The sequence below is a fragment of the Planctomycetaceae bacterium genome (assembly GCA_041398825.1).
In the GTDB taxonomy this organism is placed as follows: Bacteria; Planctomycetota; Planctomycetia; order Planctomycetales; family Planctomycetaceae; genus F1-80-MAGs062.
Genome location: JAWKTX010000004.1, coordinates 173,210 through 189,780, shown reverse-complemented (window position 1 = coordinate 189,780; position 16,571 = coordinate 173,210). Strand labels below are relative to the sequence as shown.

The following is a 16,571-nucleotide window of genomic DNA, read 5'->3' as shown; positions in this document are numbered from 1 at the left end:
ACCGCCCCGAATCTGCGCGAACCGGCAGCGCAATTTGACGTCGCCGATGTTGTGCTTATTCGAGATTCTGGGACGCCGTTCTCTACCTCAGAACCGGCATTCCCGTGCAATTCCGCAAACTGACCGCAGCTTTCCCAACCGAATCAGCTTCCCTTGCCGTTCTGAAGCCTGTTCAAGGCGATCAGACATCAAACACTGATCCCAAAGTTTCTCCGGTGGGGAATTGTAGAAGTAAGCGGCCTCAACATTCAATCGGCGGCCCCGAATCGACCAAATTCAGGACTTTGCAGCCAGAATCGGGCCGAATTGGACATTTTTTGCACAGAACAGGTTCGTTCAGAAGAAACACCTTGAATTCGGTTCAGTGAAGCCAGGCTGGAAACACTGGCTTTCTGAAGCGCGGCCGACCTCAGTCCTCGAGGCGGGCTTCCACTGAACCCGGCAGGACGGACCGTTTGTCGTAATCCGCCCTGCGCGAGCTTGAACCATTCAGTGTTCAGTCCAGCGTATGAACGAGGAGCCCGCTGCGAAGTTTGGGCTCGAACCAGGTACTTTTTGGCGGCATAATCTGGCCCGCATCCGAAACTGCCATCAACTGAGCAATCGAAGTCGGGTACATGGAAACGGCGATGGCCCATTTTCCACTATCAACGAGCTTTGTAAGCTCATCGGTGCCACGAATGCCGCCGACGAAGTCAATTCGGGAATCTGTCCGGACATCTTCAATGCCAAAAATCGGTTGCAGCACCCGGCTCTCGAGGAGCGCAACGTCCAGTGACTGAATGGCGTCTGACTGGTCGATCGTGTCTGCCGGAACCGTCAGTCGCCACCAGCCTCCATCGAAATAGAAACAGAAGGACCCGGCATTCTGTGGCACCGGATCGGTGACAGCTTCGAACTTGCCGATCGATGTAAGTTGTTCTCTGACCTGAGCCACGGTTAGACCATTCAGGTCCTTCAGAACTCGGTTGTATGCGAGAATTTTGAGTTCGCTGGCGGGAAACAGGACGGTCAGAAACCAGTTGTATTCTTCATCGCCGGTATGATGCGGATTGGCTTCGCGCCGTGCCGCTCCCGCTCGCCAGGCGCTCGCCGCACGGTGGTGTCCATCCGCCACATAAAAGACGGGTACGCTTGTTAATAGGCTGATGTAGTTGTCTGTATCCGTGATTCGCCAAACGGTGTGCCGAATGCCATCCACTGCCGTAAAGTCATAAACTGGCTGCTCCGAACGGACCACTTCACCGATCGCTGAGTTGACTTCTTCCACGTCGCGGTAGGTTAAGAAAACGGGCCCGGCGTTGGCGTTCAAAGACGTGACGTGGCGGGTCCGATCATCTTCTTTCGCCTTCCGCGTCTTTTCGTGCTTCAGAATCAGATTCTTTTCATAATCATCGACATGGCAACAGCAGACGATTCCCACCTGCGCACGGCCATCCATGATCTGTCGGTATGCGTAGATGCAGTCATCGTTGTCTCGCTGCAGCACATCGTCCTGAATCAATCGCTGCAGATTCTCTGCGGCTTTCTGGTAAATCTGGTCACTGTACGGGTCGGTTTCAGGGGGAAAGTCAATATCCGGCCGTACAACGTGTAGAAAACTATCGGCGTTGCCGTCAGCCAAAGCCGCGGCTTCATCACGATTTACGACGTCGTACGGGACCGACGCCACCTGGGCAGCTTTATCAGCGCGTGGGCGGAGTGCCTGAAATGCCTTGATGCGGGGCATGGAACTAGAGTGCCTTCAAAACGAGTACGGGTGAAACGACATTTTCCACTATTGAAGTGGCTTCGGCGGAGCAGGTCGATGCGGCCAGTTTGGGGTACCCGGCGGATCCGGATTTCGCGGGGACCGTCCCAGTGCGTAGTTTTCCGGCTTTAAGCCGAGTGTTTTCCAGTAAGACGGATCATTGATGAAACCAAAAAATGAAGGGTGAAAGTCGTCAACAAAACTGACGTCTGCCATTTCAGGCACCTCAAATCCCGTCAGATACAGTGCGGCATTAATCACCATCCGTCGCAGGTCTTCGTTCAGTAAGTCAACCGACGCGCCGCCGGTCGTGCAGAATGAAGTGCCCTGCTTTGTCCCTTCGGGAGATGTGTATTTGTGCAACCACGCAAAAGGCTGCATGGGGGCGTTCCGTTTGTCGTCCTTCAGAATCTCGGACTTTGGATCCAATGATTTTGTCACTGCACCCCGCATCAGAATCTGATCATCCTGTTTCAGATGGACGACACCATAAACATCGCTGGGGGCAAACACGTCAGTCACCCCGTTCAGAATCGGATGATCTTTGTGCTTCGGCTCGATAACTCCACGAGCTCCTTCCACCTTGTGACGACCATGATGGCTGACCCATTGCTCGCCAAGGATCTTCAGGCCGAATTCGTCGAAACTCAGGGTGGAGCCGAATTTCTGACTGCCTCGAAATGCATGCGTGGCCGTTCGAAGGCCAATGACCGGTTTACCGGCATTCAGGAAGTCCGCAATGTACTTCGCCTGCTGTTCGTCTGGCTGACGAAAGCGTGTTGCAATGATCATCAGGTCGGCCGATTGTAAGGCCGCAAGTCCACGCAAACCTTTTTGATTGTTGGCGTCGATGTAATCTGCTCCATCCGGGCCCAGTGAAAACACGACAGTGCAACGAAAACCAAAACGCTGGCTGAGAATCTTACCCAGCATGGGCATCGACTCTTCCGATCGATATTCCTCGTCTCCAGCGACCAGAACAATGTGCTTGCCGTTACTGCGACCGTCCGGAGCAATCAGCGAAAGAGTGTCTTCTGAACGAGCTGTGTTTACGAACCCTGCGGAGACAGCGAATACGCTGAAAGCCAACAGCATGCGTCCTGTTCGCTTCAGAACATTGTTTGTTCCATCAGAATGTGTCTTCATGACGAATTGTCTCTCGATCTGGAGTTTGCTAACGGACAATCGATTACCGCGGAAAACTGGTCACGCTGAATCGGACGAAAACCAGGTTCATGCGATCAATGCCACCTGAATGCCGGGCCGCTGATTCCACCTCCAGATGGAGATCCACATTCCGGCAGCCGTGTATGATAGCCGTTCAACGGAAAAGAGAAATGAGGCTGCCAGCCAATCGACAGATTCGTACGGAACCGACGTTGGTCGCCTCCGATAAGACGCCCGAAGCAGTTCCCTGGACAGCGGCCGTACGATGCTGCCGATACAAACCGGCTTGCATTTTTGCATTTCGCGAAGGGTAGATGTCAGCGTGTCGACGCGGCTGAATCTGCACTGAACGCGTTGGAGTGGGAGTCTGAATTGAGGCTCTGTGCTTCGAAGGGTTCCCTGAAGGCTCCCCCGAAAGCCCCATGCGTCCGACAACAGAATCCAGCGGAAGCATAGCCGTTCGGTGCACCGGAGTCGGGATTTATAGTAATGATCGTATCCGGCGGAATGAACCGTTCAGTTCCGCCGGATAGGTCACTCTCATTTCCATGGTCAATTTGCCGCAGGTGATCGGCTGCCCGATGATGGAGGCTTCGTTCGTCTACTCTTCGTCGGTGACGCAACCTTCTGAGGCGGATTTGACGAGTCGAATGTATTTGGCCAGAGTCCCCCGTGTGGCTTTGGCTGCCGGCGCGGTCCAGTTGCTCTTTCGCTTCGCCATTTCATCATCTGTCACGTCGACGTTGATTTCATTGCGTTCCGCGTCGATTGTGATTTTGTCACCATTCTGAACCAGAGCGATCGGCCCGCCGACCTGAGCTTCCGGCGTAACGTGACCGACGATGAATCCGTGTGAGCCTCCGCTGAATCGTCCGTCCGTCAGAAGCGCGACGTCGGAACCCAGCCCGGCGCCCATGATGGCAGATGTCGGGGTCAGCATTTCCGGCATTCCGGGGCCGCCTTTCGGGCCTTCGTATCGAATAATGACAACGTCGCCCTTCGCAATTTCGCCATCTTCGAGCCCCTTCAGCATCAATTCTTCCGAATCAAAGCAACGAGCCGTTCCTGTAAAGACCAGCCCTTCTTTCCCGGTGATTTTTGCGACAGCACCTTCCGGACACATGTTTCCCCGCATGATCCGAATGTGCCCCGTGGCCTTAATTGGTTTTTCAACAGGATGAATGATGTCCTGGCCTTCTGACAAACCAGGCAGGTCGGCGAGGTTTTCAGCGAGGGTTTTGCCGGTGACGGTCATACAGTCACCATGAATCAAGCCCTTCTCCAGCAGATACTTCAGGACAGCAGGAGTGCCTCCGACGGTTTGAACATCTTCCATTACGTACTTGCCGCTTGGTTTGAGGTCGGCGATGTAGGGGATACGGTCGCTGACTTTCTGGAAGTCGTCGATTGTGAGCGGCACGTCGACAGACTTAGCCATCGCAATCAAGTGCAGCACGGCATTCGTTGAGCCACCCAGTGCCATCGTAATGACCATGGCATTTTCGAAGGCTTTGCGAGTCATAATGTCGCGTGGCTTGATGTCTTTTTCCAGAAGGACGCGGATCGCAGCACCAGCCCTGAAGCATTCATCCAGCTTTGCCGGGTCTTCAGCAGGAATGGAAGAACTGTAGGGGAGACTCATTCCCATGGCCTCAATTGCCGAAGCCATCGTGTTGGCCGTGTACATTCCTCCGCAGGCTCCTGCCCCGGGACAGCTTTTACGCACAATCTGCTGGCGTTCTTCTTCAGAGATTTTGTGTCCGATGAATTCACCGTAGGACTGAAACGCAGAAACAATATCCAGTTTTTCGCCCTTCAGACCACAGCCAGCCCGGATAGTTCCGCCGTAAACCATAATCGATGGTCGATTCAGCCGCCCCATCGCAATGATACAACCAGGCATGTTCTTGTCGCAGCCGGGAAGCGAGATATTGGCGTCATACCACTGTGCTCCCATAACAGTCTCAATCGAGTCTGCGATCAAATCGCGGGACTGAAGTGAGAACGACATCCCGTCGGTCCCCATGGAAATGCCATCACTAACACCGATGGTGTTAAATCGCATCCCAACCATTCCGGCCGCCTGGACTCCTTCTCGAACTTTCGCCGCCAGGTCCATCAGGTGCATATTGCATGTATTGCCTTCGTACCAGACGCTGGCGATGCCCACCTGAGCTTTGTCCATATCTTCGCGAGTCATGCCTGTACCGTAGAGCATGGCCTGCGATGCGCCCTGAGATGCGGGTTGAGTAATTCGGCTGCTGAATTTGTTTAACTGCGTCATGAGTCTTCAGTCGGTGGTCTGGTTAGATTTTGGGAAGATGACTGGAAAGCAGGAGATCCATGCGAACGGCCCGGTTTCTCAGGACGGCGTGCACCTCATTCTGCCTGCGTCTACTTGAAGTTACGACGTAGCCCGTATTGAATGCCATGAGATCCGGCAGAACTGCGGGCCGGGAAGTTTAACCATAAGTTCTGTAATTCTCGACAGAAACAGCACTGATTGCCAGAATGCGGAGCCCGCAAAGATACCAGAGTCGCATTGATAAAGGCGCCGGCACCCGGAATGCACCGTCGCAGAGTCGTTGATTTTGTCGCTTCGGATAGAGGATTTTTTCGCTGACTGCACCACTTCGACAATCTTCAGCATCTTCGAACGACAAATCGAATGCCAGTACGCCGTCCCACCTGCTGGCTCCGATCGGAGTGCTGGCGGCAATTCTTATGGTCTGGCAGGCGGGGGTGGTGTTGACGGGCGTTTCAGAACTGATTCTGCCGAGCCCCGTGAGTGTGCTGAAAGCCGGCGTCAGGATCCGTGAACCACTGGTGGCAGCCACGGTGCGGACAAGTTTGGCGGCAATTATGGGACTTCTGGTCAGCAGCATTTGCGGCATTCTTGCTGCCTTCGTGTTTTCCATCTCTGTCACCGTCAGACGATCGCTCTATCCCTATGCCGTGCTGTTGCAGACCGTCCCGATTATTGCCATTGCCCCAATCGTCATTCTGACCTTTGGACGGGGATTCTTCAGCATCGCCATCATTGCCAGCATCATCAGTCTGTTTCCTGTTATCACCAACACCACCACAGGGCTGCTTCAAACCGATCAGAACCTGGCAGAGTTCTTCCGTCTGCATCGTGCCACATGGTTACAGACTTTGCTGAAGCTGCGGCTGCCCTCTGCCCTTCCATACATGATCACTGGAATTCGAATTGCCAGTGGAACAGCAATTGTCGGCGCCGTCGTGGGAGAATTCTTTGTCGGTTCGGGACAACCGGGACTTGGTTCGGTCATTCGCGCAAAGACGGAGTCTCTGGAATTGCCCGAACTCTACGCCACTGTTGCAACAACAACAGCGTTGGGCACTCTGGTCTTCATGTCGATCAGCGCCGCCGGGGAATATGTGCTTGATCGATGGTTTGGTATGTCCCTGGAAGCCCAGCACGGCAAGTGAGCAATTGCAGGTTGCCATCGAATTGAGCATGATGTTGGTCTCGACTTACTTCACGTCCGACTTTGCAGGAAACAGAAGCGAAGACCTATGTATCTCACACAGATCGAGAAACTGAAGAGCATCCTGCGGGCGTTTGGATGCGTGGTGGCACTTCTGCTGACGACAGCAACCCGCGCTCAGGATTTAGCGGCGACTCGAACGCCATCGGCCGACAGGAGCGAATGCCTGAAAAGATTTGTTCGCGAATGTGTCCTGATCGAACCCGGTGCTGGCTCATTTCCCGGAGATTTCATTTTCGGCGCATCGCAGGCGGAGCGAGATTCGTTGAGCGGTCAGCTACCCCTGCTGCCGTCCAGAAAGCGACAACTGATGCATCCGTTTCGGGTTTGCCGCTATGAAACCACGCAGGAATTATACGAGGCTGTCATGGGGACCAACCCCAGCCGATGGAAGGGGCCACGGAACTCAGCCGAAATGATGTCATTCACAGAGGCGAATCAGTTTTGCCTGAAGCTGACAGCCCTGCTGCGGTTGGACGGATTGATCGCGGCGAATGAAGTTGTGCGTCTTCCGACGGAACTGGAGTGGGAATATTGTTGTCGGGCAGGCACTGACACCGCCTATTCGTTCGGCAATTCAGCAACCTCTGAAGGCGACTCCGGCAATTCTGCTACCCGGCTGGATGCATATGCGTGGCACACAGGAAATGCGGCGGGAAACGATCCGGCCGTTGGCGTGCTCAAACCCAATAGTTGGGGGCTCTGCGATGTTCACGGATATTTGTGGGAGTTTGTGGCTGACAATGAAGAGACTCTTGTTCGCGGCGACGTAGCCGAGAAGTCTTCATCGACAAACGGCGTGCCCCGCAGTCAAACTGCCGATCCCAAAGACGCAGCAGATCCAAATGCCTCAGACCAGGCTCAGCGGGAAACCTCTGAAAAAGCGAGGGTCGTGATTCGCGGCGGTTCCTGGAAGGATCCGTTTCGTCACCTGACATCAGCCTCTCGTTTGACCGTATCACCGCAACTTCGCAACGACGCCGTTGGATTTCGTTGCGTAATTGCAGAAAAACCTGTGCCATGATGGTGGCTAGTCGGTTGTTGAACAGGATTTCGTTTGGATATCCTTCGGGCTGACACGGACTGGACGGCGAAAAGCGTACGATTGAACGAAGGTGCTTAATGATTGAAGTCAGACGGTCATTGAAGCCATCCATATTACCTAGCGGCTCTGACAGGACATGAAGTGATGACCACGGATCCACAGCAACCGGACGGCACGCAGCACCAGGACGGCACGTTGCCGCAGGAGAGCATGCAGCCACAAGACTCTGTTCAGCCACAGAACGCAGTTCCAACAGAGAACACAGTTCCAACAGAGAACACAGTTCCAACAGAGAGCACTGATCTGACAGAGAATGCAGTTCAGAGTGCGAATGTACCGCCCACAGATCCTCCTCCGTCGCCGGAAACTCCGCAAGCCGAAGTGCCCGTCGTTGTCTCGCAGGGGGACGTTGAATCCGCAGCGACACCGGTCGAATCTGAAACTGTGGCAGCGCAGGCATCAGAATCACCTGTCCCACAAATCCCTTCCGCATCGGCGGATGCCCCAGTGCCCCCGGTGATCCATGCTGACGCCCAGGGCGAGGTTGAAACCTCAGAGCCGCAAGACGCGGCCGGAGGCAGCATCCGTGAAAAAATGATGGCTGCCTCGGAAGCTCAGGCCGCTCAGGTCGCTGCTTCTGCCCCGCAGCAGGGATCGGAAGGCAGTCGTGGCCGTGTTGAAATTCCAACGGTCGACGATCTGGACGAGTCGCTTGAAGCAGAGATCAACGCTGTGATGCAGGTCAGCACCGTTGCAGCCACTCCAGCAGTCGATGGAGAAGGAAAAACGGAGGCTGAAAAACAAGTCGGACAAGGGTCAAAAGTTCGCGGGAAAGTCCAGCAGGTTCACGGCGATGACGTGTTTCTGGACGCCGGACTTCGCACCAATGTCGTTGTGGCTCTCAAGCAGTTCCCGGAAGGCAAAGTCCCCGAGGTCGGGGCTGAGATCGACGTCGTCATTGAAGAGTTGGATTCTGATGGCCTGATTCGTGGTCGACTTCCAAAGGGGCGGCACAAACCCGCTGGAAACTGGGATAACCTTGCTGTCGGTCAGGTTGTTGACTGCCTTGTGACAGCCGTGAACAAGGGCGGACTGCAGGTAACTGTTGGTGGATTGCGTGCATTCATGCCGGCAAGTCAGGTTGAACTCGGCTATGTCGGTGACCTGGAAACTTATGTTAACCAGAAAATCTCAGCCCAGATTACGGAAGTAAATCCAAAGAAACGCAACCTTGTTGTCAGTCGTCGTGTGCTGCTTCAGTCAGAAAGAGAAGAAGTCGAAGGTGAATTCTGGTCGACCGCGGAAGTCGGACAGGATTTCTCCGGCGTCGTCAAGACCATCAAAGACTACGGCGCTTTCATCAATATTGGTGCGGTTGACGGTTTCCTGCACATCGGCGAAATCAGCTGGTCCCGAATCAACCATCCCAGCGATGTGCTGTCTGAAGGGCAAACGGTGGACGTCAAGATTCTTCGGCTCGATCAGGAAAAGAAACGCATCAGCCTTGGGATGAAACAGCTGGCTCAGAATCCATGGATGAATGCAACTGAGAAGTACTCCACCGGTCGAACCGTCGAGGGTAAAGTGACGCGAGTCACGGATTTCGGTGCATTCATCGAACTCGAGCCCGGCCTGGAGGGTATGGTTCACATCAGCGAACTGGCGTGGCGCCGAGTTGGAAGTGTGGGAGAAATCCTGACGGTCGGTGAAACACGCGAATTTCAGGTGCAGGAAGTCGACACAAAACGCAAGCGAGTGTCGCTTTCGCTGAAGGCTCTCGAAAAGAAGCCGGAAGCCGCGAAACCCGAAATGCCCGAAGAAAACGAGGCTCCTCAGCAGCCCCGACGACCACGAAATACAAACCTCCGTGGTGGTACATCCGGCGACAATGCGGGCAAGGGTGGCGGCCTGTTTGGCAACCCATCTGACTTTTCGTAGTCTGACACTCTCCAGGATTTACTCGAAACGTCGAAGCTGCTCGCGCGGCTTCGACTTTTTTTATGAGTGCTACTGGCCAGTGACCTGTCGATGGTCATTTGAATTTGACTGATTTCTGCCTGTCACTTGCTCCGGGATGGTATTGCTGTAGAGTTTCGGGTGTGGCGAGTTCAGGGTTCAAAACTCACGCAGCGGGTACGGAAGTCATGGGAAATGAAGAGTCCGTCGATCGACCAGAAAACGTCGAACAACTGGGAATATGGCTTGAGTCCGTAAAGCCAAAGTTGTTGAGCTACATTGACAAGAACCTTGGTCCCGCATTGCGGAGTCGCCTGGAGCCGGACGACATTTTGCAGGAAGTTGTCGTTTCAGCTTTTTCGAATCCCAGTCAGGTCATCGAGTCCGTCAGAGAACCATTTCGAATGGTCTGTCAGATGGCCGAGCAACGAATCATCGACGCCCATCGGAGACACGTAGGGGCAGAAAAACGCTCCGTTAAGCGCGAAGTAAGCCTCAACCAGCCTGCAGCGAGTGCGAACGACGGCAACGAATTCATGAATATGCTGGTTGCGAGCATGACTTCTCCCAGTGGAGCATTTTCGCGGGAGCAGCGAGAATTTCGACTTGCCGCGGCTCTTAGCGAGCTGACAGAAGAACAACAGACGGCTCTCCGGATGCGATACGTCGAGGGACTGAGTACCAAAGAGGTCGCTGAAGCGATCGGGAAATCCGACGGCGCCGTCCGTGTGATGCTGTCACGTACCGTGACTGAACTACAGAATTACATGAAAGAAGCTGGCTGACTTCGCATGTTCCACGGCCATTCGAGGTGTTCATCGCAATACGTGGTACGCGGCTTGTGCTGCTGATCTCGCCAGGGCTACGGCGGGATGGACGTGCTCACTGATGGTCAGGATGTCGTCGGTCATCATCAACCGCTGGCACCGAGCCATACCGCGAGCTGAAAAAACTCGGGCGAAGTACTGGTGGCGAAGAAGTCGCGATTTTGCGCGACCGGGATTCGAACAGTGCGACATCGCCAGCTTTCTGGGAGCCACGCGGCGTTCCGAACTCCTCCTGTCTGAGCTCTGCCGCATTCGGCAATCCGCGGCTTGCTCCCGTCCTCGATCAACGGACTTTCGCGGCGTTGTTTCTGCAGATTCTGCAAGGACAAACTGCTTTCGGCGGGTCTGCATCGGTCTTGACGGAAGGTTTCTGCCGACGCTTGAACACAGATCCGGTTGAATTTGCCGAACCCCTGAATTGTAAAAAAAAAGGCGCCAGAACCGCTTGCCATCCCTCTGGACATTCGCGAACCGTGTCCGATATCAACCCGCCCGCCAGTCCCTGCGAGGCAGTCGAGTGGCTCCTGAATCTGCACTGCTGATTCTGGTGCCATCTTTGAGTTCAATCGTCTGATCGCATGTTTCCGGCAGAATCTGGCGTCAACCGCTTTGGAGGCGAGTGACCGTCAGTGACCAAACATAGTTATGGTGGTTCAGGAACAACGGCAGTTGTGTTCGTGAAATCCAGTGTGAACGACCTGCGGGTTTCGGCATGAAATGCCGAAGTGGTCGGGATCAATTTACGAAGACATCTGTGCCTGAGACCATCTTTTTACGGAACAATCGAACAACGCTGCTAATGGCAGGTCTGAAAAGGCTGAGTCAATGCGGTGACATTCAGGTGTGTTGAGCGTGACAGTCCTTCAGTTCGTTTTCGAGCTTTGCAGAGGATGTCGCGATTTATTGTCTGAATGTAACCGTCGTATTGATTTTGCTGCACTTCAGCATCTGCAGATGCCGATACTTGACGATACGGCGAGGTACCGGTTTTCTCAGCGCTTGCTGTTCGTCATGGAGGATTGAATGGCTACCAAGGTCAGTGAAGACGTTTCTGAGGTCTGGATCAATTTCAAAAAGGACCAGACTGACCAGGAGCTCAGGAACCGGCTCATGGAGCGGTACCTTCCGCTCGTCAGATACAACGCAGAGCGTGTCTGGGCCAAGCTTCCCGAGGGAGTCGATTTGAATGACCTCATGAGCGCCGGAGTCTTTGGACTCATGGACGCCATTGAGGCTTTCGACATGGAACGCGGCGTGAAGTTCGAAACTTACTGCGTACCCCGAATCCGCGGTGCGATGCTGGACGAACTCCGTACGATGGACTGGGTCCCTCGACTCGTTCGAAGCAAAGCCAGCAAGATGGAGGCAGCCCGTAAAGCTGTTGAAGCTCGCGTCGGTCGGCCCCCCACAGATGTCGAGATTGCAGAACAAATGGGTCTGCCGATCACCGAATTCGAACGACTCAAAAGTGAAGCCAGCGCGGTGAATCTGGTGAGTCTGGACAAGAAGTGGTACGAAACGGACAGCTATAAGGATGTCCGTGAAGTCGACGTTGTTCAGGACGGAAAGAGCGAGGATCCAACGGAAGGCATCCAGAAGCTGGATGTGATGAAGCTGGTCACGAAAGGATTGAATCGCAACGAACGCCTGATCATCATCCTTTATTACTACGAAGAACTTACAATGAAAGAGATTGGCAATACCCTTGGGTTGTCCGAATCTCGCGTCAGCCAGATGCATTCCAGCATCGTCGCTCGGCTCAAAGAACAGTTAGGACGTCGCCGACCTGAATTTGACTAAGTCGACTGATTCTAAGGTGACAGACCTGTTTCCTTTCATACGAAGCTGGTGAAGTCAAAAAGGCCCGGCCTTGAAATCAAGGCCGGGCCTTTCTTATTCGGAGATATCGCCAGGGGGGCCTGAATTTAGAATCCGGCATTCAGCACCATCCGACGGAGACTCAGCCGAAGAGTGCGACCGCACTTTTCTACTTGCAAGAGCTCGGTTGAATGCCCGATTTCCGTTCCCGATGGTCATCGAAGCGGTCATCGAACAACGCGACCACTCCCGCTCCCGGCCACCAGCTCGGCAATCTCGGTTTGTGACGCGAAATTAAAATCCCCGACGACTGAGTGCGCTAGGCAGGATGCTGCAGTGGCAAATTCGACGATGGCCTGAAAATCCGGAAACTGAGCGGAATTCAATCCATACAGGAGTGCAGCCATGTGAGCGTCGCCGCCCCCCACGCGATCGACAATGCTCCGAATTTCGTACGGCTTGAATTCTCCGTCAACATTCGGGGCGTAGTAGAACTTCTGACTTCCGGCATCAAACAGACCACCGCCCCAGTTGTTGTGAGAGGCCGAATGGCTTTGTCTCCAGGTCATCGAAACAACTTCTATGTCCGGCCACGCATCGACAATTCGACTTGCGAGTTCTGTCTGATGTGCCACAGGCTGAGACTCGTATGACGGAAGGCCTGCCGTATTCATGCCGATCAGGCGGCAGTCTTCCTCACCAGCGGAAAACATATTGATGTATGGCATCAGCTGGCGAAGCGTCGTGCCAGCAAGTTCGGCCGGGGCCTTCTGTGCATCCCAACGCCATAACGTGGAACGAAAATTCACATCACAGGAAACTCGCACACCGGCTGCACGAGCCTGACGGACGGCTTCCAGGGTGACACTGGCCGCAGACGACGACAGTGCGGGCGTAATGCCTGTGATGTGCAACCATGCAGCCTTGTCAAAAATGCAGGCCCAGTCAAAATCATCCGGCGTTGCCAGACTGATGGCACTGTACTGCCGATCGTAAGTCACCCGGCTGGGTCTCTGATTAGCACCAGTTTCAACAAAATAGATTCCGAACCTTCCCTGAGGGACCACACGAATCTTTGAAACGTCAATGCCAAAGCCACGTAGGTCTTTCAGACAGGCATCGGTAAGAGGATTGTTGTCGGGCAGAGCCGTGATGAAACGCGTGCTTGCCCCGAGCATTGCAAGCGATGCAGAGACATTCGCTTCTGCACCGGCAAAGGTAACATCCAGTGACCCGGGCAAAGTCTGGCAGAGTCGAAGGACACCGGGTGGCGCCATTCTCGCCATGATTTCGCCAAATGTCACAATGACGTTATTCGCGCCCGGACTTTCATCATCCATTGCACTAGTCTCTTGATCCGGGGGTAATCTTCATTTCGATCCGCTTTCCGTCCCGTTGAACGGCGATCGAGACTTCCTGGCCAATCTTGAGGGCTTCGATTGCGTAGGTGTAGTCGTAGATGTTTTCGATCTTGCGCCCTGCCAGTTCAACGATGACATCGCCGCCTTTGACGCCCGCTTTGTCCGCGGGCGCGCCTTTACTCACACCACTTAACAAAACGCCTTTAATGTCGGATTCTGCGTAATCAGGAATTGACCCCAGGTAGGCTCTGAGGGCAGCCTTTCGCTGACCTTCTTTCGGCCGCTCCTGAGAAACGTAAACAGGAGATTTGTCCATACTGATCAGCTGCCGACAGACAAGGCTCATCAGGTGGGCAATTTTTGAGATGCCTTCGTAGTTCAGTTTTTCCGGTGTGTCGCGTGGTGTGTGATATTCACCATGATTTCCGGTAAAGGCAGAAAGAATGGGGACCCCGTGCATGAAAAACACGCTGGCATCCGTCGGAATATAACTGTCGGCCTGCAGGCTGACTGGAAGGCCAAGAGGCACGTTGGCGGATTCGACCAGTCGCTGCCAGACACTTGATGATCCAGTTCCCTGAAGCACCAGTTTTTCCTGCATCCGACCCACCATATCCATGTTCAGACATGCGGCGATGTAAAGATGCAAACCGCCGGTGTTTGGGCCTGTTGAGTCCGATGTACTTTTTTCGACAGCATCCTCGGGCTTCCCATCGGCCTCGCCTTCTTCGAACGCCGCGGCATGCTTGCTGAACATGGTTTCGAGTTGTTTGACGTAATGGCTGGAGCCCAGCAGCCCAAGTTCTTCTCCCGACCAGGCAGCAAAGACAACGTCCCGGTGCCCTTTCAGCTCGCCAGCATCTCTAGCCTGTGCCATGGCTTCGGCAATCTGCAGCATCGCCGAGACGCCCGATGCGTTATCGTCGGCACCGTAATGGATACCAGACTGTTCTTCATCCCTGGCCAGTGAATTCGTACTGGCTCCGGTGCCGAGATGATCGACATGAGCACCGACAACAACAATCTCGTGGGCTGGCGTGTCGTTGACCTGAAGTCGCCCCAGCACATTGCGGCCTTTTTTCTTCTCCTGCTGCATGTCAACAGTTGCAGAAATCTTCAGATCATTCAGAGGGAAGCCCATGACAAGATCACCCTTGTCCAGTTTCGACTGCAGGGTATTCAGATCTTTGCGTCGTGCCGTCAACCACTCGCCAGCAACATCATCTGTGATACTGATCACCGGCAGGCTGGTACCGGACAGCGAACCGTCAAACTGAAGGGGCACCAGTTGATCCCGGACGCCGGAGGTCGGGCCGCTCATCAAAATCAATCCGCGAGCCCCCAGGTCTCGTGCCTGCATCGCCTTGAACCGCAGGCTGGCGAAGCGAGATAAGTACTGGCGATGTTCGGGGGTAATTTCTTCGGGCATGAATCGAAAACAAAGAATCCATTTGTCCTGGACATCCAGGTGCACGAACGAATCGTATTCTTCAAAACCGTCTCCGGCCGGGGCTCGGATCCCGTATCCTGCAAACACAACATCAGCAGCGTCAAATGTCCCGCTCTGAGCAAATGAAAGCGGACGCCATTCCTGATTCAGTTCATACGATCGGTCACCTGCGACCAGTTTGTTGTTCGGACCTGCAGAAACACCTGCTGTGAATTCAAACGGCTGAAACCACGAACCGTCTTCGCCAGCGGGTTCAAGCCCCAATGTCTCGAAGTGGAGAGCCACATAGTTGGTTGCCAGTATTTCACCTTTTGTGCCGGTCAGTCGACCGCCCAACTGAGGTCGGCAGAGGTATTCAACATGGCGAACCGCATCTGCAGGCGCGAACGCACCCCGCGCTTCCGGAGAGCGACCCATCGGCCCCGTCGCGGCAGGCAATGAGGCGTTGGCAGTCACGGATTCAGACGGTTTCAGGTCAAGCAGGCTTAGAGCTTTCGCATGATTCCAGTGACCGATGAAGATTTGCGATTGCCCGCTGGCCGTACGGTTGGTCGTCCAGGCTAAACCAGTTCCGTCCGGCGTGAACACCGGCAATCCGTCGAACCCGGCTGTGTAGGTGACTCGCACGGGTTCGTGCGCACCGTCTGCATCCACCAGGTACAACTCAAAATTTGCGAAACCGTGTTTGTTGGTTGTGAAGATCAGGTAACGTCCGCTGGGATGATAGTAAGGAGCCCATGACATCGCTTTAATGTTGGTTAATCGACGCTGGTCTGTTCCATCGATGTTCATTGTCATGATTTCGGCGGTGGCGCCGTTTTCCGCAAATCGCCGCCAGCAGATGCGTTTGCCGTCCGGACTGAAGAACGGTCCGCCGTCATACCCCGGGCTTGACGTCAGACGTTTCAGATTGGTCCCGTCTGAACTCATGATGTAGATTTCGTTGGCCCACGCCGGATCCTGCGCGAACAGTTTTTGCTGTTCTTCGCTGAGTTGGTCTTCCCACGCCGATCGATTCGATGCGAACGCGATGAGGCTTCCATCCGGCGACCAGGACCCTTCTGCATCGTAACCTCGAGCTTCAGTCAATTTGCTGTACTGTTTTGTGTCGAGGTCGTACTCGTAGATCTCGTAGAATTCATCATAGTCCCACGAATAACGACGTTCCTTGCCGGACTCGCGGAACTCAAGTTCCTGCTTTTGCTCATTCAAAGCATCCGGGTCTTCGTGGGTGGAAGCAAAGAGAACCCGTTTACCATTCGGATGAACCCATGCGCAGGTTGTCTTGCCTGTGCCTGGTGATACACGCTCTGTCGCACCCGTTTCCATGTCCATCAGATAAATCTGATAGAACGGATTGCCAGGTTCGCGTTCGCTCTGGAAGACAAGCTGACGACCATCCGCGCTGAAATAGCCTTCTCCGGCGCGGCGGCCATCGAACGTCAATTGCCTGGCACCACTCAGCAGTTGAGTTTCCAGCTTCGAAGCTTCTGCCGGTCCGGATTCCGTAATGTCGGCTTCCTGTCCCTCAACCCGTACAGACGCGGGACACAACAAAATGGCAACCAGAAATATCCGAATCATGGTTTGCTTGCGATCGACGCGAACGGTTTCGCGAACAGAATGAAGGTTGAAAACTGGCACGACGAATTCTTTCAGAGAAGGCGAATCATTCGTGATGATGA

The 16,571-nt window shown here is 54.3% G+C and carries 11 protein-coding genes; 5 read left to right on the top strand and 6 right to left on the bottom strand.

The window, feature by feature from the left end; genetic code table 11:
• Positions 1 to 496: 496 nt before the first annotated feature.
• The 3 genes from R3C20_09085 to ilvD form a co-directional block, all read right to left on the bottom strand.
• Positions 497 to 1,729 (bottom strand): DUF1015 family protein, encoded by a 1,233-nt coding sequence (locus tag R3C20_09085; GenBank protein ID MEZ6040649.1) that lies wholly within the window; start codon positions 1,727 to 1,729, stop codon positions 497 to 499.
• 48 nt (positions 1,730 to 1,777) lie between these two features.
• Complete coding sequence (locus R3C20_09080) at positions 1,778 to 2,896, bottom strand: ThuA domain-containing protein (GenBank protein ID MEZ6040648.1); 1,119 nt, start codon at positions 2,894 to 2,896, stop codon at positions 1,778 to 1,780.
• A 622-nt stretch (positions 2,897 to 3,518) separates the two neighbouring features.
• The gene (gene ilvD / locus R3C20_09075; protein ID MEZ6040647.1) at positions 3,519 to 5,201 is read right to left on the bottom strand and encodes a dihydroxy-acid dehydratase; all 1,683 of its coding nucleotides are present in this window, start codon (positions 5,199 to 5,201) and stop codon (positions 3,519 to 3,521) included.
• A 422-nt stretch (positions 5,202 to 5,623) separates the two neighbouring features.
• On the opposite strand from ilvD, the gene R3C20_09070 reads away from it, so the two are divergent.
• The 4 genes from R3C20_09070 (at position 5,624) to R3C20_09055 (ending at position 10,215) form a co-directional block, all read left to right on the top strand.
• Positions 5,624 to 6,370 carry an ABC transporter permease subunit gene (locus R3C20_09070; protein MEZ6040646.1) on the top strand — a complete coding sequence of 249 codons (747 nt, stop codon included), beginning with the start codon at positions 5,624 to 5,626 and terminating at the stop codon, positions 6,368 to 6,370.
• An 87-nt stretch (positions 6,371 to 6,457) separates the two neighbouring features.
• The gene (locus R3C20_09065) at positions 6,458 to 7,453 is read left to right on the top strand and encodes a formylglycine-generating enzyme family protein (GenBank protein ID MEZ6040645.1); all 996 of its coding nucleotides are present in this window, start codon (positions 6,458 to 6,460) and stop codon (positions 7,451 to 7,453) included.
• 165 nt (positions 7,454 to 7,618) lie between these two features.
• Positions 7,619 to 9,412 carry a S1 RNA-binding domain-containing protein gene (locus R3C20_09060; GenBank protein MEZ6040644.1) on the top strand — a complete coding sequence of 598 codons (1,794 nt, stop codon included), beginning with the start codon at positions 7,619 to 7,621 and terminating at the stop codon, positions 9,410 to 9,412.
• A 206-nt stretch (positions 9,413 to 9,618) separates the two neighbouring features.
• On the top strand, positions 9,619 to 10,215 hold the full coding sequence (locus R3C20_09055) for a sigma-70 family RNA polymerase sigma factor (GenBank protein ID MEZ6040643.1): 597 nt from the start codon (positions 9,619 to 9,621) through the stop codon (positions 10,213 to 10,215).
• Positions 10,216 to 10,245: 30 nt separating this feature from the next.
• On the opposite strand, the gene R3C20_09050 is transcribed toward R3C20_09055, so the two are convergent.
• Complete coding sequence (locus R3C20_09050; GenBank protein ID MEZ6040642.1) at positions 10,246 to 10,470, bottom strand: hypothetical protein; 225 nt, start codon at positions 10,468 to 10,470, stop codon at positions 10,246 to 10,248.
• Between the two features lie 810 nt (positions 10,471 to 11,280).
• Between R3C20_09050 and R3C20_09045 the strand changes: the two genes are divergently transcribed.
• Positions 11,281 to 12,057, top strand: a complete 777-nt coding sequence (locus R3C20_09045; GenBank protein ID MEZ6040641.1) for a FliA/WhiG family RNA polymerase sigma factor — start codon at positions 11,281 to 11,283, stop codon at positions 12,055 to 12,057.
• Positions 12,058 to 12,302: 245 nt separating this feature from the next.
• Here R3C20_09045 and R3C20_09040 read toward each other — a convergent pair whose 3' ends face one another.
• On the bottom strand, positions 12,303 to 13,415 hold the full coding sequence (locus tag R3C20_09040) for a sugar kinase (GenBank protein MEZ6040640.1): 1,113 nt from the start codon (positions 13,413 to 13,415) through the stop codon (positions 12,303 to 12,305).
• A gap of 4 nt (positions 13,416 to 13,419) precedes the next feature.
• Positions 13,420 to 16,530: a M20/M25/M40 family metallo-hydrolase gene (locus R3C20_09035; GenBank protein ID MEZ6040639.1), complete on the bottom strand. Its 3,111-nt coding sequence runs from the start codon at positions 16,528 to 16,530 to the stop codon at positions 13,420 to 13,422.
• Between the last annotated feature and the right edge of the window lie 41 nt (positions 16,531 to 16,571).